This is a genomic window from Kribbella sp. NPDC051718 (assembly GCF_040681515.1).
Taxonomy (GTDB): domain Bacteria; phylum Actinomycetota; class Actinomycetes; order Propionibacteriales; family Kribbellaceae; genus Kribbella.
This window is the reverse complement of the sequence record NZ_JBFAYZ010000008.1, coordinates 116,397-132,839: the sequence shown is the minus strand read 5'-3', so window position 1 is coordinate 132,839 and position 16,443 is coordinate 116,397. Positions and strand designations below refer to the sequence as shown.

General features: G+C 68.9%; 14 protein-coding genes and 1 pseudogene. 10 read left to right on the top strand and 5 right to left on the bottom strand.

Annotated features, from left to right (window positions below; all coding sequences use genetic code 11):
- Positions 1–21 precede the first annotated feature (21 nt).
- A complete protein-coding gene (locus AB0M15_RS28480) occupies positions 22–561 on the top strand; it encodes a hypothetical protein (RefSeq protein ID WP_363824519.1) in 540 nt (179 codons plus the stop codon).
- Here AB0M15_RS28480 and AB0M15_RS28475 read toward each other — a convergent pair.
- From AB0M15_RS28475 to AB0M15_RS28465, 3 genes are all read right to left on the bottom strand, one after another.
- A complete protein-coding gene (locus AB0M15_RS28475; RefSeq protein WP_363824518.1) occupies positions 558–1,541 on the bottom strand; it encodes a GNAT family N-acetyltransferase in 984 nt (327 codons plus the stop codon). The two genes, AB0M15_RS28480 and AB0M15_RS28475, sit on opposite strands and share 4 nt — an antisense overlap.
- Positions 1,542–1,664: 123 nt before the next feature.
- Entirely contained in the window at positions 1,665–2,543 is an 879-nt protein-coding gene (locus tag AB0M15_RS28470) for a prephenate dehydratase (protein WP_363824517.1), read from the bottom strand.
- Positions 2,544–2,582: 39 nt separating this feature from the next.
- Positions 2,583–3,386, bottom strand: a complete 804-nt coding sequence (locus AB0M15_RS28465) for a lysophospholipid acyltransferase family protein (RefSeq protein WP_363824516.1) — start codon at positions 3,384–3,386, stop codon at positions 2,583–2,585.
- 175 nt (positions 3,387–3,561) lie between these two features.
- Between AB0M15_RS28465 and AB0M15_RS28460 the strand changes: the two genes are divergently transcribed.
- Positions 3,562–6,090, top strand: a complete 2,529-nt coding sequence (locus AB0M15_RS28460) for a M64 family metallopeptidase (protein ID WP_363824515.1) — start codon at positions 3,562–3,564, stop codon at positions 6,088–6,090.
- Between the two features lie 37 nt (positions 6,091–6,127).
- A complete protein-coding gene (locus AB0M15_RS28455; protein ID WP_363824514.1) occupies positions 6,128–6,628 on the top strand; it encodes an anthrone oxygenase family protein in 501 nt (166 codons plus the stop codon).
- Between the two features lie 6 nt (positions 6,629–6,634).
- Here AB0M15_RS28455 and AB0M15_RS28450 read toward each other — a convergent pair whose 3' ends face one another.
- Positions 6,635–7,618, bottom strand: a complete 984-nt coding sequence (locus AB0M15_RS28450) for a zinc-binding alcohol dehydrogenase family protein (protein WP_363824513.1) — start codon at positions 7,616–7,618, stop codon at positions 6,635–6,637.
- A gap of 78 nt (positions 7,619–7,696) precedes the next feature.
- Between AB0M15_RS28450 and AB0M15_RS28445 the strand changes: the two genes are divergently transcribed.
- The 7 genes and pseudogenes from AB0M15_RS28445 (at position 7,697) to proB (ending at position 15,949) form a co-directional block, all read left to right on the top strand.
- Positions 7,697–8,017, top strand: coding sequence for a helix-turn-helix domain-containing protein (locus AB0M15_RS28445; protein WP_363824512.1), 321 nt, complete (start codon positions 7,697–7,699; stop codon positions 8,015–8,017).
- Between the two features lie 53 nt (positions 8,018–8,070).
- Positions 8,071–8,898 carry a TIGR03936 family radical SAM-associated protein gene (locus tag AB0M15_RS28440; protein WP_363824511.1) on the top strand — a complete coding sequence of 276 codons (828 nt, stop codon included), beginning with the start codon at positions 8,071–8,073 and terminating at the stop codon, positions 8,896–8,898.
- Positions 8,899–9,044: 146 nt separating this feature from the next.
- Positions 9,045–12,296, top strand: coding sequence for an Rne/Rng family ribonuclease (locus AB0M15_RS28435; RefSeq protein WP_363824510.1), 3,252 nt, complete (start codon positions 9,045–9,047; stop codon positions 12,294–12,296).
- 136 nt (positions 12,297–12,432) lie between these two features.
- Positions 12,433–12,750 carry a 50S ribosomal protein L21 gene (gene rplU, locus AB0M15_RS28430; protein ID WP_328335202.1) on the top strand — a complete coding sequence of 106 codons (318 nt, stop codon included), beginning with the start codon at positions 12,433–12,435 and terminating at the stop codon, positions 12,748–12,750.
- Between the two features lie 12 nt (positions 12,751–12,762).
- Positions 12,763–13,023: a 50S ribosomal protein L27 gene (rpmA, locus tag AB0M15_RS28425; RefSeq protein ID WP_020388387.1), complete on the top strand. Its 261-nt coding sequence runs from the start codon at positions 12,763–12,765 to the stop codon at positions 13,021–13,023.
- Between the two features lie 119 nt (positions 13,024–13,142).
- Positions 13,143–14,558, top strand: a pseudogene (obgE, locus tag AB0M15_RS28420) (GTPase ObgE); the annotation flags it as partial.
- Between the two features lie 278 nt (positions 14,559–14,836).
- Positions 14,837–15,949, top strand: coding sequence for a glutamate 5-kinase (gene proB / locus AB0M15_RS28415; protein WP_363824509.1), 1,113 nt, complete (start codon positions 14,837–14,839; stop codon positions 15,947–15,949).
- Between the two features lie 83 nt (positions 15,950–16,032).
- On the opposite strand, the gene AB0M15_RS28410 is transcribed toward proB, so the two are convergent.
- The gene (locus AB0M15_RS28410; protein WP_363824508.1) at positions 16,033–16,443 is read right to left on the bottom strand and encodes a universal stress protein; all 411 of its coding nucleotides are present in this window, start codon (positions 16,441–16,443) and stop codon (positions 16,033–16,035) included.

The window sequence follows — 16,443 nt, the reverse complement described above, 5'->3', positions numbered from 1 at the left end:
GAATGGCGTCAGGAGGGGTGAATGAGACGAGAGCTGTCCGTTCCGTTCGAGGTCCGCGGCCAACGTGGACTGATCAACATCCGCGTGCTGGCCAACGACGACCCCTACGCATCGGGTCACCAACTCGTCGTACCGGGCCTGGATGCGGAGTCCTACCGCAACTTCCCGATCTGTACGGCGACGCTGCGCTATCACGGTCAGGGCATCAACGCGATCATGGGCTGGATCCAGCTCGTCACGCGCTCCGGCGTCACCACAGTGGATGCGCCGGCCTTCACCGCCGACGCCAGCCCACTGTCCGCGTACGGCTTCCTGCCGACCTTCTTCGACGCCCCCGCGCACCCCGAGGACCCCGACGGCGTCTGGCGCGCGGACACGTTCCTGGTGATCGTGCCCGACGTGATCCACACTCGCGTCGTCCAGCCGATCGCCGCCTTCACCTGGGGCTATCGCCTGCACGGCGGCTACGCCGACCCGCTCGACCCAGCCCGTCGCTCAGCCGACTGGCAAGACCACCGCGCCACCCTCACCACGCGCTTCCCGTATTGGATGTTCCTCTAGAGCTCCAGCTCCCAGTCGGTGCGCTGGGCGACCGGCCGGAAGCCGAGGCGCTCGTTGACGGCGATCATCGGGGCGTTGGTGGTCGCGTTCCAGGTGTGCAGGACGGCCGGGCGGTCGAGTCCGGCCTGCAGCGACCGGAAGTTCGGCACCTTCACGGCCAGCCCGAGCCGCCGGCCGCGATGCTCGGGCCGGACGAACGTGTCCCACTGGTAGAGGCGCCCGGGGTCGGTGGCCGCGCCACCCATCTGCGTGTACGCCGCCAACTGACCGTCCGCGTCGACGGCGACGGTCGTGTGGCAGAAGCGCTCTTGCTTGAGCCTGCGCGCCTCGGCCTCGCGCAGCCGCTCCGGTGTCCAGCGGGCAGGCTCCTGATCGAGCTCTCCGGTCGGTACGTCGACCGACATCGCACTCAGCGCATCGGCGAACTGCTCGACCCACTCGTCCGGGGTGTGTTCCCGCCACTGCACGATCTCGTACCCGTCGACCGGCTGGTCCAGCTCGGCCAGTCGTCCCTCGGTCAGCGGCAACTCGAGTACCTGATGCAGCTCGACGAGCTTGCGGACGAACCCGTGCTTGGCAGCGAACGCAGTACCGGCACTCTCACCGGTCTCCGCATCGCCCAGGATCATGCCGGCCAGCAGTCGGCGGTCGTCCTGCTTGGCCCGCTCGATCACCGCCTCGAGCAGCTTGGTGCCGACGCCCGTACGCCGGTACGCCGCGGCGACCGCGAGCTCCACCTCGACGAGATGCGTGTTCTCCTGCAACGGCCAGTCGAGCCACGCGATCCCCAGCCAGTTGTCGCCGTCGACCAGGGCGAGCCCGTCGGCACGCATGTCGGAGTGCTGGTCGGCCATCAGGACCCGGGCCTCCTCCAGCCCGAGGCCAGACGGGAACTCGGCTTCCCGGCGTACCGCGTCCCGGAGCCGGTAGAACTGCTCGAAAACCTCACCGTCCTGGCCATCCACCTCAACAATTTCCACCCAGCGACCTTAGGCGTCCCGAGCGACAGGACATAGTCGATTAAATCGACCGTCGAGCTCGACCCTCAGGCGGGGCACCGACCACGCGCAGCGACTATGTCCTGTCGCTCGGGACACGAAAGCTCAGTGGTGGGGGCGCAGGGTGCGGTTGGCGGCCGGCTCGGCGATCTGCTCGCGGAAGGGGTGGGCGGGGTAGACGCCCAGGATCCGGACCTCGACGGAGAAGAAGGCGAGTTCCTCGAGGGCGAGGGCGACGTGCGGGTCCTCGGGGTGGCCCTCGACGTCGGCGTAGAACTGGGTGGCGAAGAACGAGCCGCCGAGCTGGTAGCTCTCCAGCTTGGTCATGTTGACGCCGTTGGTGGCGAAGCCACCCATCGCCTTGTAGAGGGCCGCGGGCACGTTGCGGACTCGGTAGACAAAGCTCGTGATCGTCGGCGCCGAGCCCACCGCGGGCACGTGCGGCTCGCGGGACAGCACCAGGAACCGGGTGGTGTTGTGGTGCTCGTCCTCGACGTCCTCAGCCAGGATGTCGAGGTTGTAGAGCCCGGCCGCGGCCACCGGCGACAGCGCGGCGACGGTCGGGTCGTTCAGCTCGGACACCTCGCGGGCGGCGCCTGCGGTGTCGTCGGCGACGACGGTCGCCCAGCCGTGCTCGCGGATGATCTTGCGGCACTGGCCGAGCGCGTGGACGTGGCTGCGGACCGTCTTGATCGACGCGATCGACGTACCGGGGGTGGCCAGCAGCTGGAAGTGGATCGGCAGGAAGAACTCGCCGATGATGTGCAGCCCGGAGTCCGGCAGCAGGTGGTGGATGTCCGCGACCCGGCCGGCGATCGAGTTGTCGACCGGGATCATCGCGAGCCCGGCACGGCCGGTGGTCACCGCCTCGAGGGCGTCCTCGAAGGTCGTACAGGGCAGCTGTTCGCGGCCGGGAAACATCTCGGTGCACGCCATCGCCGAATTGGCTCCTGGCTCACCCTGGTACGCGATCGGTCCGTCCACGGTTTCCCAGCCTAGTGCCACCCTGTCTCACCCCTTGACTCAGGTGTCCGACTTGCGGACTTTCTTTGGGGCGCCGGTGGTGGCCCGGCCCTCCAGCGACTTGGCCTTGGTGGCGTACATGTCGACGTACTCCTGGCCGGACAGCTCCATGATCCGGTACATGATCTCGTCGGTGACGGCCCGCAGGATGAGCCGGTCGCCCTCCATCCCCTCGTACCGGGAGAAGTCCAGCGGCTCACCGAACTTGACCGTCGGGGAGGCCAGCGAGGCGACCACCTTGCCCGGGGGCGCGACCACGTCCGTGCCGATCACGCCGACCGGGATGACCGGGACACGAGCCTCCAGCGCGAGCCGGGCGACGCCGGTGCGGCCCTTGTAGAGCTTGCCGTCGTGGGACCGGGTGCCCTCGGGGTAGATGCCGAACAGGTCGCCGCGCTCCAGCACCTTCAGACCGGCCTTGATCGCGCCCTCGGACGCCGAGCCGCCGGACCGGTCGATGGGGACCTGGCCGGTGCCCTTGAAGAAGCCGCGCTGGAACCGGCCCTTGATCCCGGCGCCGGTGAAGTAGTCCGACTTGGCGACGAAGGTGACCCGGCGGCGCAGTACCAGCGGCATGAAGATCCAGTCCGCGTAGGACAGGTGGTTGCTCGCGATGATCGCCGGACCGACGTCCGGGATGTTCTCGGCGCCCTCCACCTTCGGGCGGAAGATGCGCTTGACCGGCGGGCCGACCACGACGTTCTTCAGCACCCAGTAGATGCCCTTGCCATCGCCGTCACCGGCGTCGTCGACCGGGCGCTCCGGCTCCGGCTCGAACCGCGGCGACTGTGCCGGTTCCGTCATCGATGTCCTTTCCTCACGTTTCCCCGAGCCCTCATGATGCCGTACCGGGCCCCTTGCCGCTCCTGCCTACTGGCAAGTTCGGCGCGCGGAACCCGCTGACAACCCCGCCGCCCTCTTCGTAGGCTTCTCACGGCGGCCTCGCCCAGGAGCCGCCACACCTGGGGAGGACCGCCTCGTGAGGACCAGCGCCAAGGCACGCCGACTGACAGCCGTCCTAGCAGTGGCCGCAGCAGTACTCGCCGGCCTCCCGCTGGCCGGCCTCCCGCTCGCGGCGACAGCGAGCGCAGCGAGCGAGTCGCCCGCCGGGGCCGACGGCCTCGCTGCCCCCGAGGCGACGGTGGTGCCGCTCCAGGTGACCGGGCCGGCGTCGTCGCGGTTCAACCTGGTGGTGATGGGGGACGGGTACACGGCGGCGGACCTGCCGAAGTTCCGGGAGCAGGTGGACAAGCATCTGAACGTGCTCTGGAGCATCGAGCCGTTCAAGACGTACCGCAACTACGTCAACGTGTACGCCGTCGAGATCGCCTCCCCCGAGAGCGGCGTCGACTGCGACCCCGGACTGGATTCACCCAAGGTCGACACCCCGCTCCAGATGGGCTTCTGGGGCGGCTGCAACCCCGGATCGGTCCAGCGCCTGCTCACGGTCAGCGCGACCGCGGCAGCGCAGTACGCCGATCTGGTCCCCGGCACCACCCCCGCCAACCGCCAGATCCTTGCCATCGGCAACAGCAACACCTACGGCGGCGCGGGCGGCACCTACGCCACCGCCTCCGGCGGCAACGCCCTCTCCGCCCTCATCACCCCACACGAACTCGGCCACTCCCTGGGCGGCCTGCAAGACGAATACGACTACTACGCCCGAGGCGACCGCGGCGCCCCCTACGAAGGCCCCGAACCCACGTCGATCCACCACACCCTGCTGACGGAGCAGCAAATGCTCACCCAGCAGAAGAAGTGGTTCCGCTGGCTCGGCGAACCCTCGGAATCCGGCGGCCCCATCGCCCGCTACGAAGCAGGCATGTACGCCGGCTCCGGCATCTGGCGCCCTTCCAAACACTCGATGATGAAGGTCCTCGGCTACTACTTCGACCAGATCTCCCGAGAACGCATGACCCAGCGAATCTCGTCCCGAGCCACCCTCATCCAGTCCTCCACCCCACCCGGCCCAGTCCTCCCCACCCAACTGATCTGGCTACAAACCCTCCACCCCGCCACCCACGAACTAACAGTCACCTGGGCCCTCGACAACACCCCCCTCCAAACCAACAACCAACGCTTCCTAGACCTGAACTCCTTGTCCCTCACCCCCGGTCCCCACACCCTCACCGCAAAGATCACCGACCCAACCCCCTTCGTCCGAGACCCAGCAGTAAGAGCCTCCCCCGCCCTAACCACCACCCGAACCTGGACCATCACCCCACTCACCCAGGCCCAGCCAGACGCGCAGCCCCAGCCCCCGGCGCCCGCCACGGGCAGCCGGACCCGGCCCCCGGCAACCGCCACCGGCAGCCAGCCCCAGCCCCCGGCAACCGCCACCCACAGCCAGACCCAGCCCCGGGCATCCGCCACAAACAAGACGGGCTTCGCGACACAACCGGCGGCGCAGACCAACCTGACCACCGCCGGGGTGCCCGCCGCCGCTCAGCCGACTTTCACCAACTCCACCTCCACCGAGCATCCGGTGAATGCGGATGAGGTGGTCTATGTGGAGACGACCCAGAACGACACCGCGCAACCACCGGTCGAGTGGCGGCTTGACGGCACCGCAGTAGACAACCCAGGCAACGACCGCGACCTCCCGCTCGCCCCCTTCAATCTGACCGGCCGCCACACCCTGACAGCCCGCGTAGGCGCCACCGAACTCACCTGGCAGATCGACGGAGTAGAGCCGACAGTCACCCCCACCCTGTCGAAGCCCCTCCTCAAAATCACCAAGCCAACCGGCCCGGAGTACATCTACAACGACGCCTTCACGATGGGTCTGAAGGCAACGGACGACAGCGACGGCTACGTAGTACCGGAGTTCCGCACCGACGGCGACGGTTGGTACAACTACTACGGCTGGCCGACGGACGCCAACGCCCCCTTCAAGTTCACAGCCGAAGGCACCGAGATCGACCAGCTCGTCTACGGCAAATTAGGCGCCCCGCGAGTCGTCCCCTGGGACGACGTCCCCTCCGGCTACGGCCGCCACAAGATCGAGTACCGCGCGATCGATGCCCCCGGCAACATCGCCACCCCGCAAGCCTTCGCCGTCACCCTCCTCCGCCCCACCCCAGCCTGTACGACGACGATCACCGGCACCCGCAACGGCCCACTGACGTTGACATCCGGCGTCACCTGCCTCACCAACGCCACCATCAACGGCCCGGTCGCAGTCCGCACCGGCGCCTCCCTGGTTGCCACCGACACCAAGATCGCCGGCCCGGTCAACGCCACCGACGCAGCAGACCTCCACCTGCTCCGTACGACGGTCAGCGGCCCAGTCACCTCAACCGGCACCACCCGCTCCGAGGTACTCGTCGCCACCACAGTCAACGGCCCGACGACAGTGCTCAAATCGAGCACCGCCGACCCTGTAGTACTGGCCGGCAGCACCATCAACGGCCCCCTGACCTGCACCTCCAACTCAGCCCCACCCTCGAACCTCCAAGCCCCCAACCACGTCACCGGCCCCCGAACCGGCCAATGCAGCGGCCTTTGACAGGCCAGTGAAAGGCCAGGCCGGGTAGCTTGCCGTCATGAATGGACTGCGAGTGGGGTCGCTGCTGGTGGCGACGATGCTGACCGGCCTGGTCGCGGGGGTGTTCGGCATCTACGCGAATGCCTTCATGCCCGGTCTGGCCAAGACCGATGACAAGACGTTCGTCGGCGCGTTCCAGGCGGTCGACCGGGCGATCATCAATCCGGTGTTCCTCGGGATCGGCTTCTTCGGCGCGCTGCTCTTCACGCTCCTGGCCGGCGTCGTCAGCCTGAAGGAGAAGGCGCTGCCGTGGATCGCGGTGGCCTTCGTCCTCTATCTGATCGTCGTGATCATCACGGTGAGCGTCAACGTCCCCCTGAACGACGCCATCAAGGCCGCCGGCGACCCGAACACGATCGACGTCGTCGCCGTCCGGGCCGCCTTCGACGAGTCCAAATGGCGTGCCTTCAACCTCGTCCGCGTCGTCCTCAACACCGTCGCCTTCGCCCTCCTCGCCTGGGCCCTGTACCTGACCGGCAAGTCCAACGCCCAGCCGTAGCCGTCCTCACACCCGTACGACGTACTTCCCCTCGCCGCGCCCTTCCGCCAACGCCTGCTGGGCTTCCGCGGCATGCTCAAGCCCGTCGACCACAGTCGGCTCGACCTGCAACTCACCCCGGCTGAGCCGCTGCAGTACTTCGGTCAGCGCCTCAGCCACCATCCACGGCGCCTTGGCCGCGTACCCCCTGATGCTGAACCCACCGATAGCCGCGTTCCCACCGAACAACCTCCCGGCCGCCGGCAGTGAAGCCAGGGGAGCCCCACCCGCATTACCGAAGAGCACGATCCGCCCACCGGCCGCGACCAGCTCCAGATCCGTCTCGATCCAGTCTGTCCCCTGCGGATCCAGGATCAGGTCGACACCCCGTCCACCGGTCAATTCTCTAACCCTGTCGACGATTCCGTCTCCACGGACGACCACCGCGTCGTACCCAGCCTTCTCCGCCGCAGCAGCCCTCTCCGCGCCACCAACCGTCCCCAGCACCAGTCGAGCGCCGTACAAACGAGCCAGCGAAGCCAGCGCCTGCCCCACCCCACCAGCGGCCGAGTGGACAAGCACACTGTCGCCCGCACGCAACCGCCCAGTCGGGCCAAGCAACAGCGCCGCAGTAGTCAGCGTCCCCGGCGCCACCGCAGCCTGCTCGAACGACACCCCAGCAGGGATCTCCACCACCAGCTCACTCCGTACTACGGCAACCTCAGCCAACCCACCCGTCGCAGTGAACGCCGCCACCGGCGTACCGACAGCTGGCCAACTCACCCCGGCGCCGAGCGCCCGCACCGTCCCAGCAACCTCCAGTCCCGGCACGAACGGCCACCCAGTCGCATACCCGGCATCCCCACGCCGAGCCATCACGTCGATGAAGTTCACCCCAGCAGCCCGCACATCGATCGCCACCTCACCAGCCCCCGGCTGCGGGGTAGCAACCTCACCCACTCGGGTCGTACTCGTGTCACCGGCCGGCTGATCGAAGAGCAGTGCGCGCATGATCGGATTCCTTTCGACGTTCGTCGTACATCGAAACCAAGCTACACTCAGTTTCGACGGTCGTCGAAAGGAAATCGGATGGCGCATGCACGCCGGCCACCCCTGGTCCACCCGGAGGCGGCCGACCTGAACCTGTATGCCGTCCTGCACGCCTTGGCCGACCCGACCCGGCTGACCATCGTCCGCACGCTCCGGGAAGACCTCGAGCGCGCCTGCGGCACCTTCCCGGTCTCCGTGGCGCCCTCGACCCTCACCCACCACTTCCGCGTATTACGGGAAGCCGGCGTCATCCACCAGCGTGAGGACGGCAACCGCCGTTGGACCACCCTGCGCTACGACGACCTGGAGAACCGCTTCCCCGCGGTCGTCGACACGGTCCTGCGGGCCGCTCCAGCCTGAGCCGAGGGGAGTGGTGGTGCGCCGGACCTCTTGCGGGCTGCGAGAATGGCTGCGTGGCACCAGTACAGGCTCCGCCGTCCCAGCAGCTTCCCGCGGTCCAGAAGCTGCGGATCCGCTTCGCCAAGCGCGGGCGGCTGCGATTCACCTCGCACCGCGACTTCCAGCGCGCGTTCGAGCGGGCGGTCCGCCGCGCCGGGCTGCCGGTGGCGTTCTCGCACGGCTTCAGCCCGCACCCGAAGATCTCGTACGCCGGTGCCGCGCCGACTGGTGCCGCCTCGGAAGCGGAGTACTTGGAGATCTCGCTCACACACGAGCGGGATCCCGAACAGGTCCGGGCCGCCCTCGACGAGGCCCTCCCGCCCGGCCTGGACGTGCTCGAGGTGGTCGTCGCCGGACCGGGCTCGCTGGCCGACCAGCTGGAGGCGAGCGAGTGGCTGATCGCGCTGCCTGGCGTGGATCCGGCCGAGGCCGAGCCGGCGGTCGCCGCGTTCCTCGCCCGGGACGAAATTCTGGTCGAGCGCATGACCAAACGGGGTCTTCGCTCGTTTGACTGCCGGGAAGCCGTCCTCCGACTCACCGTCGGTAGTGACCCGGCGACGGTTGAGACGTGTGCGATACTGCAAGTGGTGTTACGGCTCGGAACCCCGGCCGTGAGACCCGACGACGTTCTCGCCGGCGTGCTAGAGGTAGCGACGCTTGAGGTGACGGGCCCGGCTCTTCTGACCAGGCTCGCCCAAGGCCCGCTCATCGCGGCAACCGGCACTGTGGACGATCCGCTCGCTCGTGACCGCGACGCCACCCAGGCGACCGCGACCGGCCAGGCGGTCGACCACCAGACGCATGTAGCGGAGGACGACGCCGCCGCTCCAGCTGTGCCCTGACGGCATTGCAGGGAGCGGATCCAGAAGGCTTCCGCCGCACCGGATTAGCACCCGGGAGTGGCGAACCGTGACCGCCAGCTGGCAGCGCCGGACCTGTGACAGGGGCCCGCAGGGTGCGCCGGATGGCTTGAGGAGACCCGCACCGCATGCTCGACAACGAGCCCAACGACACCCAGGCAGCCGACGTGGCCGCCACCGCCCCCGCAGCCAAGCGCGCTGCCAGACAACCGGCCGCCAAGAAGGCGACGACGCGCAAGCGGACCACCAAGAAGTCCGCTGCCGTGCCCGCTGAGGCCGAGGCCGTCAGCACCCAGCACGACGCCGAGTCGGCCGACCCCGCGCCGACCGCCGCGGCCAAGAAGACCGCCGCCAAGCGCACAGTCAAGAAGGCCGCCGCCAAGCGCCCGGCCAAGAAGACCACCACCCGCGCCACCCCCCAGGACACCCTCCTGGACACCGACGCGGACACCACCGCCGGCGCCACCGCTGCCGACGGCTCCACCGGCTCAGCCTCCGCTGACGCCACCGAGCCGGTTGGCGGCCGGACGCGCGCCGCGAAGAAGACCACCACCCGCAAGCGCACGACCAAGAAGGCCGCGGCCTCGCAGCCCGACCTGCTCTCCGAGGACACCCCGCTCACTGACGGCCCGGTGGCTGCCGCTGAGCTTCCCGAGGAGCAGTTGACCGAGGAAGAGCTGGCCGCCGCCGAAGCAGCAGCCGCCGCCCTCGCCGCGGAGGAAGCGGCACTCCTCGCCGCTGCCGAGGCGCCGGCTCGCCGTTCGCGCCGCCGCGCGCCGGCAGCTGCAGCCGTACTGTTCCAGGCGCCGACCGAGGTGCCCGCGCAGGCCGCGGCCACCAGCGCCGTCGAAGCCACGCCGGAAGCAGCTCCGGACGAGGCGCCCGCCACCGGCGGTCGCACTCGCCGTCGTTCCACCGCCGCCGAGCGTGCAGCCGAGGCCGCCGCGACCGCGCAGGCCGCTGAGGCCGAGGCCGTAGAGGTCGAGCAGACCCCCGAGGTCGCTGAAGAGCAGACGAGCACCACCACCCGCCGTCGCCGGAGCCGTCGCAGCCGCGACGCCGAAGAGGTCGCCGCCGACCGCGCCGAGCCCGTCCTCGAGCAGGCCCGCGACACCACCGCGGACACCGACGACGAGACCGACGAGGGTCTCGACGCCGAGGCCGACGAGAACGACGACGACCAGCCCAGCACCACCCGCCGGCGCCGTCGCCGCGGTGGCCGTCGCCGCCGCAAGGCCGGGGACGCCGACTCCGAGGACAGCGCCGACGAGGGCGACGAGTCCGACGAGGACCAGCAGGACGACGACGCCGAGGACCACGACCAGTCCGCCGAGCCCGACGACGAGGCCGAAGGCGCCGGGACGTCCTCGCGCCGCCGCCGTCGCCGTCGTCGCCGCAAGGGCGAGGAGACCGGCATTGCTGCCGACGACCCGGACGAGACCGTCGTCCGCGTCCGTGAGCCGCGCAGCAAGACCGTCAACAACGAGATCACGGCCGTCGAGGGCTCGACCCGCCTGGAGGCGAAGAAGCAGCGCCGCCGCGAGGGCCGCGCCGCCGGCCGCCGCCGCGCGCCGATCGTCACCGAGGCCGAGTTCCTGGCCCGGCGCGAGTCGGTCGAGCGGACGATGGTGATCCGGTCTCGCGACGACCTGACCCAGATCGCGGTCTCCGAGGACAACGTCCTGGTCGAGCACTACGTGACGACGGCCGAGCAGAGCTCGCTGATCGGCAACGTGTACCTCGGCCGCGTGCAGAACGTGCTGCCCAGCATGGAGGCCGCGTTCATCGACATCGGCAAGGGCCGCAACGCGGTCCTGTACGCCGGTGAGGTCGACTGGGCCACCCTCGGTGGCGCCAACGGCCCGCGCAAGATCGAGCAGGTGCTCAAGTCCGGTCAGGCGGTCCTGGTCCAGGTGACCAAGGACCCGATCGGCCACAAGGGCGCCCGGCTCACCAACCAGATCAGCCTGCCCGGCCGGTACGTCGTGTACGTGCCGCGCGGCGGCAACGGCGGGATCAGCCGCAAGCTGCCCGACATCGAGCGGAGCCGGCTCAAGGGCATCCTCAAGGACATCGTCCCGGACGAGGCGGGCGTGATCGTCCGTACCGCCGCCGAGGGCGCGACCGAGGAGGAGCTGACCTCGGACGTCAGCAGGCTGCAGTCGTACTGGACCGAGATCGACAAGTTGTCGAAGTCCGGCCAGGCGCCCGCGCTGCTGCACGGCGAGCCCGACCTGCTCATCCGGGTCGTCCGCGACCTGTTCACCGAGGACTTCTCCAAGCTCGTCATCTCCGGTGACGACGCCTACGACCAGGTCAAGGAGTACGTCTCGTACGTCGCTCCGCACCTGGCCGACCGGGTGGAGAAGTGGGACTACAACGCGTCCGGCGACGTGTTCTCGAACTACCGGATCGACGAGCAGATCAAGAAGGCGCTGGACCGCAAGGTCTGGCTGCCGTCGGGCGGTTCGCTGATCATCGACCGGACCGAGGCGATGACGGTCGTCGACGTCAACACCGGCAAGTTCACCGGCTCCGGGGGCAACCTCGAGGAGACGGTCACCAAGAACAACCTGGAAGCGGCCGAGGAGATCGTCCGCCAGCTCCGGCTGCGCGACATCGGCGGCATCATCGTGATCGACTTCATCGACATGGTGCTGGAGCTCAACCGCGACCTGGTACTGCGCCGGCTGGTCGAGTGCCTGGGCCGGGACCGGACCAAGCACCAGGTGGCGGAGGTGACGTCGCTCGGGTTGGTCCAGATGACCCGGAAGCGGATCGGCACCGGCCTGCTGGAGGCGTTCAGCGAGAACTGCGACCACTGCGGTGGGCGCGGGCTGATCCTGCACGACGAGCCGAAGGAGTCGCGTCGCCGCGACAACGACGGCCGTGGCCGCGGGCAGCAGCAACAGCACTCGCACGAGCACAAGCCCGAAGGCGAAGCCGCCAAGAAGACCACGACCCGTAGCCGCAACCGCGGCAAGGGCCGTCGCGACGACGAGCAGGCTGAGCAGGCGGAGCACCACACCAGCGGCAACGGCGACGCGGCGCAGCACCTGGCCCAGATCGCGGCAGCCTCGGCCGCCGCCAACGGCGAGCAGGCTGCGACGCACCACGAGACCCCCGCCCAGGACGACCACATCCAGGACGACCGCACCCACGTCGACCAGAGCAAGGTCGAGCAGAGCCACGAGGAGCCGTCGCAGGCCGACGACGCCGAGAAGGCCCAGCAGAACGGTTCCGGGCGGAACGGCAGTACCAGGCGCCGGCGCAGCAGCCGGAGCCGTAGCAAGGCCGCGGACAGCGGTGACAGTGATGCAGGTAACAACGGATCCGACACCGGAGTGAGCACTCCGGAGCTGGCGTCCACCCCAGTTTGACCCGCTCGTGGCGCGCGCCGTATTCTTGTCATTCGGCGCGCGTCATGCGTGCCTCCTTTGTGTGGGCCGCGGTAGGCAGTACACATGCAGGCCCCGCAGTTCTAAGACTTCCGAACAATAGAGAGTGAGATCCACGGTGTACGCGATCGTGCGCAGTGGCGGCACCCAGCAGAAGGTCGCCGTCGGCGATGTCATCGAGATCGACAGCCTGACGGACCAGGTCGGCGACACGGTTTCGCTGACCGCAGTCCTCGTCGTCGATGGCGACACCGTGACGACCGATGCCGCCGCTTTGTCCAAGGTGGCCGTTTCGGCTGAGGTTCTGGGCCGTACCAAGGGCCCGAAGATCCACATCCTCAAGTACAAGAACAAGACCGGTTACCGCAAGCGCCAGGGGCACCGCCAGCACTACACCCAGGTCAAGGTCACCGCGATCGACGCCAAGAAGAAGTGAGCTGATCAACTAATGGCACACAAAAAGGGAGCAGCGTCGACCCGTAACGGTCGCGACTCCAACGCGCAGCGGCTCGGTGTGAAGCGCTTCGGCGGCCAGCTGGTCAACGCCGGAGAGATCATCGTTCGCCAGCGGGGCACCCACTTCCACCCGGGCACCCTGGTCGGCCGTGGTGGCGACGACACGCTCTTCGCGCTTGCCGAGGGCAAGGTCGAGTTCGGCGTCCGTCGTGGCCGCCGCGTCGTCAACATCGTCCCGGCCCCGGCGGAGTAACACCGCCACCCGGTTCGAGTAACACAGCCTTTTCGAAGGGCGGGTCCGCGGAATAGCGCGGCCCGCCCTTCGGCTATGTACAGAAGAATTCTTTTCCCAGCAGGAAGTTGAGTACCCCGATGGCGATCCCCAGCTTTGTCGACCGGGTCACGGTGCACGTCACCGGTGGCAACGGCGGAAACGGCTGCGCCTCGGTGCACAGCGAGAAGTTCAAGCCGCTCGGTGGGCCCGACGGCGGCAACGGCGGTGACGGCGGGAGCATCATCCTGCGCGTCGACCTCGACCAGACCACGCTCGTCGACTACCACCGCTCCTCGCACCGCTCGGCCACGAACGGCCAGCAGGGCAAGGGCGATCACCAGGCCGGCAGCAGGGGCGGCGACATCATCCTGCCCGTCCCGGACGGCACGGTCGTCAGCACTCCGGAGGGCGAGGTGCTGGCCGACCTGGTCGGCGCCGGCTCGGAGTACGTCGCGGCCGCCGGTGGCAAGGGCGGTCTGGGCAACGCGGCCCTGGCCAGCTCCAGCCGCAAGGCACCTGGCTTCGCGCTGCTCGGCGAGGACGGCGAAGAGCGCACCATCGTGCTCGAGCTCAAGGTCGTCGCCGACATCGGCCTGGTCGGTTTCCCGAGCGCCGGCAAGTCGTCGCTGATCGCCTCGATCAGCCGGGCCCGCCCGAAGATCGCGGACTACCCCTTCACCACCCTGATCCCCAACCTGGGCGTCGTCGTCGCCGGTGAGCACATCTTCACCGTGGCCGACGTGCCGGGCCTGATCGAGGGTGCGAGCGAGGGCCGCGGCCTCGGCCATGACTTCCTGCGCCACGTCGAGCGCTGCGCCGCGCTGGTGCACGTGATCGACTGCGCGACGTACGAACCGGGCCGTGACCCGCTGAGCGACCTCGACACGATCGAGGCGGAGCTGAAGGCCCATGGCGGGCTGGAGGACCGGCCGCGGCTGATCGCGCTGAACAAGGTCGACGTGCCGGATGCCAAGGAGATCGCCGAGATGGTGACGGCCGACCTCGAGCAGCGCGGCTACAAGGTGTTCTCGATCTCCACCGCGAGCCACGAAGGCCTGGACGCGCTGAAGTTCGCGATGGCCGAGATCGTCGAGAAGCGGCGTGCCGAGGAGGAGAAGCCGGACACCACCCGGATCATCCTGCGGCCGCGGGCGAGCGGCGGACCGGAGTTCAAGGTCAAGAAGACCCCGGACGGCGGCTGGCTGATCCAGGGCGAGAAGCCCGAGCGCTGGATCCGGCAGACCGACTTCACCAACGCCGAGGCGACCGGGTACCTGGCAGACCGGCTGAACCGGCTCGGTGTCGAGCGGCAACTGCTCGAACTGGGCGCGGTGGCCGGCGACGAGGTGACGATCGGCGATGCTCCCAACTCGGTCGTCTTCGACTTCGCTCCCGAAGTACAGGCCGGAGCGGAGTTGCTGTCGCGACGCGGTGAGGACCAGCGACTGGACGAGGACCGTCCAGCCGCGCAGCGCCGCAAGGACAAGGACTACCAGTACCACGCCCTGCGGGAGGGCGAGATCGAGCGCCCGAAGGACCTGTCGGAGTACGGCAAGGGCTGGGTCGAGGACGAGGTCGACCTGACCCCGGCGGAAGCGAAGGCGGCCCAGAAGGCCGCCGAGAGGCTCGCGCGCAAACAGGCCCGCGAGCTGGAAGCCGCCCAGGAGCTGGAAGCCGAGCGCCTCTACGCGCTCGGTGAGACCATCGACATAGATGCTGAGAGCAACAACTAGAATCCGGAGGCCGTCGACGACGCCGGCCCATTGATTGCTCGACCGAGTCAGGAAAACTGATGAAGCAACGGGTTGAGGTCGTCAAGGCCGGGCGGATCGTCGTGAAGGTCGGTTCGTCGTCGCTGACCCAGCGCGGCCGGATCGATCTGGAACGGCTGCGCGGGCTGGTCGACGCGATCGCCGCACGCCGGGTCGAAGGTACCGAGGTCGTGCTGGTCTCGTCCGGCGCGATCGCCGCCGGGCTGGCGCCGATGGGGTTGCGCTCGCGTCCACGCGACCTCGCCACCCAGCAGGCCGCCGCGTCGGTCGGCCAGGGGCTGCTGATGGCCCGGTACTCCGATGCCTTCGCCGCGCACGGACTCCGCGTCGGCCAGGTGCTGCTGACCGTCGACGACGTCACCCGGCGAAGCCACTACCGCAACGCCTACCGGACCTTCGCCCGGCTGCTGGAGCTCGGCGTCGTCCCGATCGTCAACGAGAACGACACCGTCGCGACCACCGAGATCCGCTTCGGCGACAACGACCGGCTGGCCGCGCTGACCAGCCACCTCGTCCACACCGACCTGCTCGTCCTGCTCTCCGACGTCGACGGCCTGTACGACGGCGACCCGCGCAAACCCGGTACGACGATGCTCACCGACGTCCGCGGCCCCGACGACCTCAAACCACTCCAGATCGGCCGGACCGGCAGCTCCGGCGTCGGCACGGGCGGCATGCAGACCAAGGTCGAGGCAGCCGCAATCGCCACCGAGGCAGGGATTCCAGTCGTCCTCACCTCTGCGGCCCGGGTCGGCGAAGCCCTCCGTGGCGACCCGGTCGGCACCCTCTTCCACCCGACCGGCCGCCGCCGCAAGACCCGCCTCCTCTGGCTGGCCCACGCCACCTCAGGCCTCGGCCAACTGGTACTCGACGAAGGCGCAGTCCGAGCAGTCACCGAACGCCGCAGCTCCCTACTCCCCGCCGGCATCACAGCCATCCAAGGCAACTTCTCAGCCGGAGACCCAGTAGACCTACTCTCACCAGCAGGTGTCGTAATCGCGCGAGGCCTGGTCAACTACGACGCCACCGAACTCCCCGGCCTCCTCGGCCGCTCAACCCGAGACCTCGCCCGCGAACTAGGCCCCACCTATGAGCGGGAAGTGGTGCATCGGGATGACCTGGTCCTCCTGTGACGCTGTCCCGACCGACAGGACATAGTCGGCCGTGCGGCCGACCGCCACGCTCACGGAGGCGGCGGCCGGCGTCAGCATCGGCACTATGTCCTGTCGGTCGGGACGGGAGACTTGACCGCCAGGACTGGGCATTCGGCCTCCAGCAGGATGGTTTGGGCTTGGCTGCCGAGGATTAGTTTGCCTACCGGGGTGCGGCGGCGGAGGCCGATGACGATCAGTTCTGCGTTGAGGTCTTCGGCCAGGCGGAGGATTTGGTCGGCGGCGTCTTTGCTCGCCACCAGTTGAGTCAGCTCGTGGTCGACCCCCGAGGCAGTCAGGCGCTCTTCGACCGACTGCCACTCGGCGCCGGACGCGAAGCGTTTGTCGACCAGGGATTCGCCCCGCGAGGAGTTCACGACGACCAGGCGCTGATTGCGTAGCCGGGCCTCCTCGATGGCGTGGTCCAGCGCCGCGACGCCTTCTGGGGTTGGTACATAGCCGACGATGATCGCCAT

Excerpts from the sequence above, each read along its gene's own strand:
- AB0M15_RS28465 (WP_363824516.1), bottom strand. The coding sequence starts at position 3,386 with ATGACGGAACCGGCACAGTCGCCGCGGTTCGAGCCGGAGCCGGAGCGC.
- proB (WP_363824509.1), top strand. The coding sequence starts at position 14,837 with ATGAAGCAACGGGTTGAGGTCGTCAAGGCCGGGCGGATCGTCGTGAAG.
- AB0M15_RS28480 (WP_363824519.1), top strand. The coding sequence starts at position 22 with ATGAGACGAGAGCTGTCCGTTCCGTTCGAGGTCCGCGGCCAACGTGGA.
- AB0M15_RS28450 (WP_363824513.1), bottom strand. The coding sequence starts at position 7,618 with ATGCGCGCACTGCTCTTCGATCAGCCGGCCGGTGACACGAGTACGACC.
- AB0M15_RS28435 (WP_363824510.1), top strand. The coding sequence starts at position 9,045 with ATGCTCGACAACGAGCCCAACGACACCCAGGCAGCCGACGTGGCCGCC.
- AB0M15_RS28410 (WP_363824508.1), bottom strand. The coding sequence starts at position 16,443 with ATGGCGATCATCGTCGGCTATGTACCAACCCCAGAAGGCGTCGCGGCG.
- AB0M15_RS28455 (WP_363824514.1), top strand. The coding sequence starts at position 6,128 with ATGAATGGACTGCGAGTGGGGTCGCTGCTGGTGGCGACGATGCTGACC.
- AB0M15_RS28445 (WP_363824512.1), top strand. The coding sequence starts at position 7,697 with ATGGCGCATGCACGCCGGCCACCCCTGGTCCACCCGGAGGCGGCCGAC.
- rpmA (WP_020388387.1), top strand. The coding sequence starts at position 12,763 with ATGGCACACAAAAAGGGAGCAGCGTCGACCCGTAACGGTCGCGACTCC.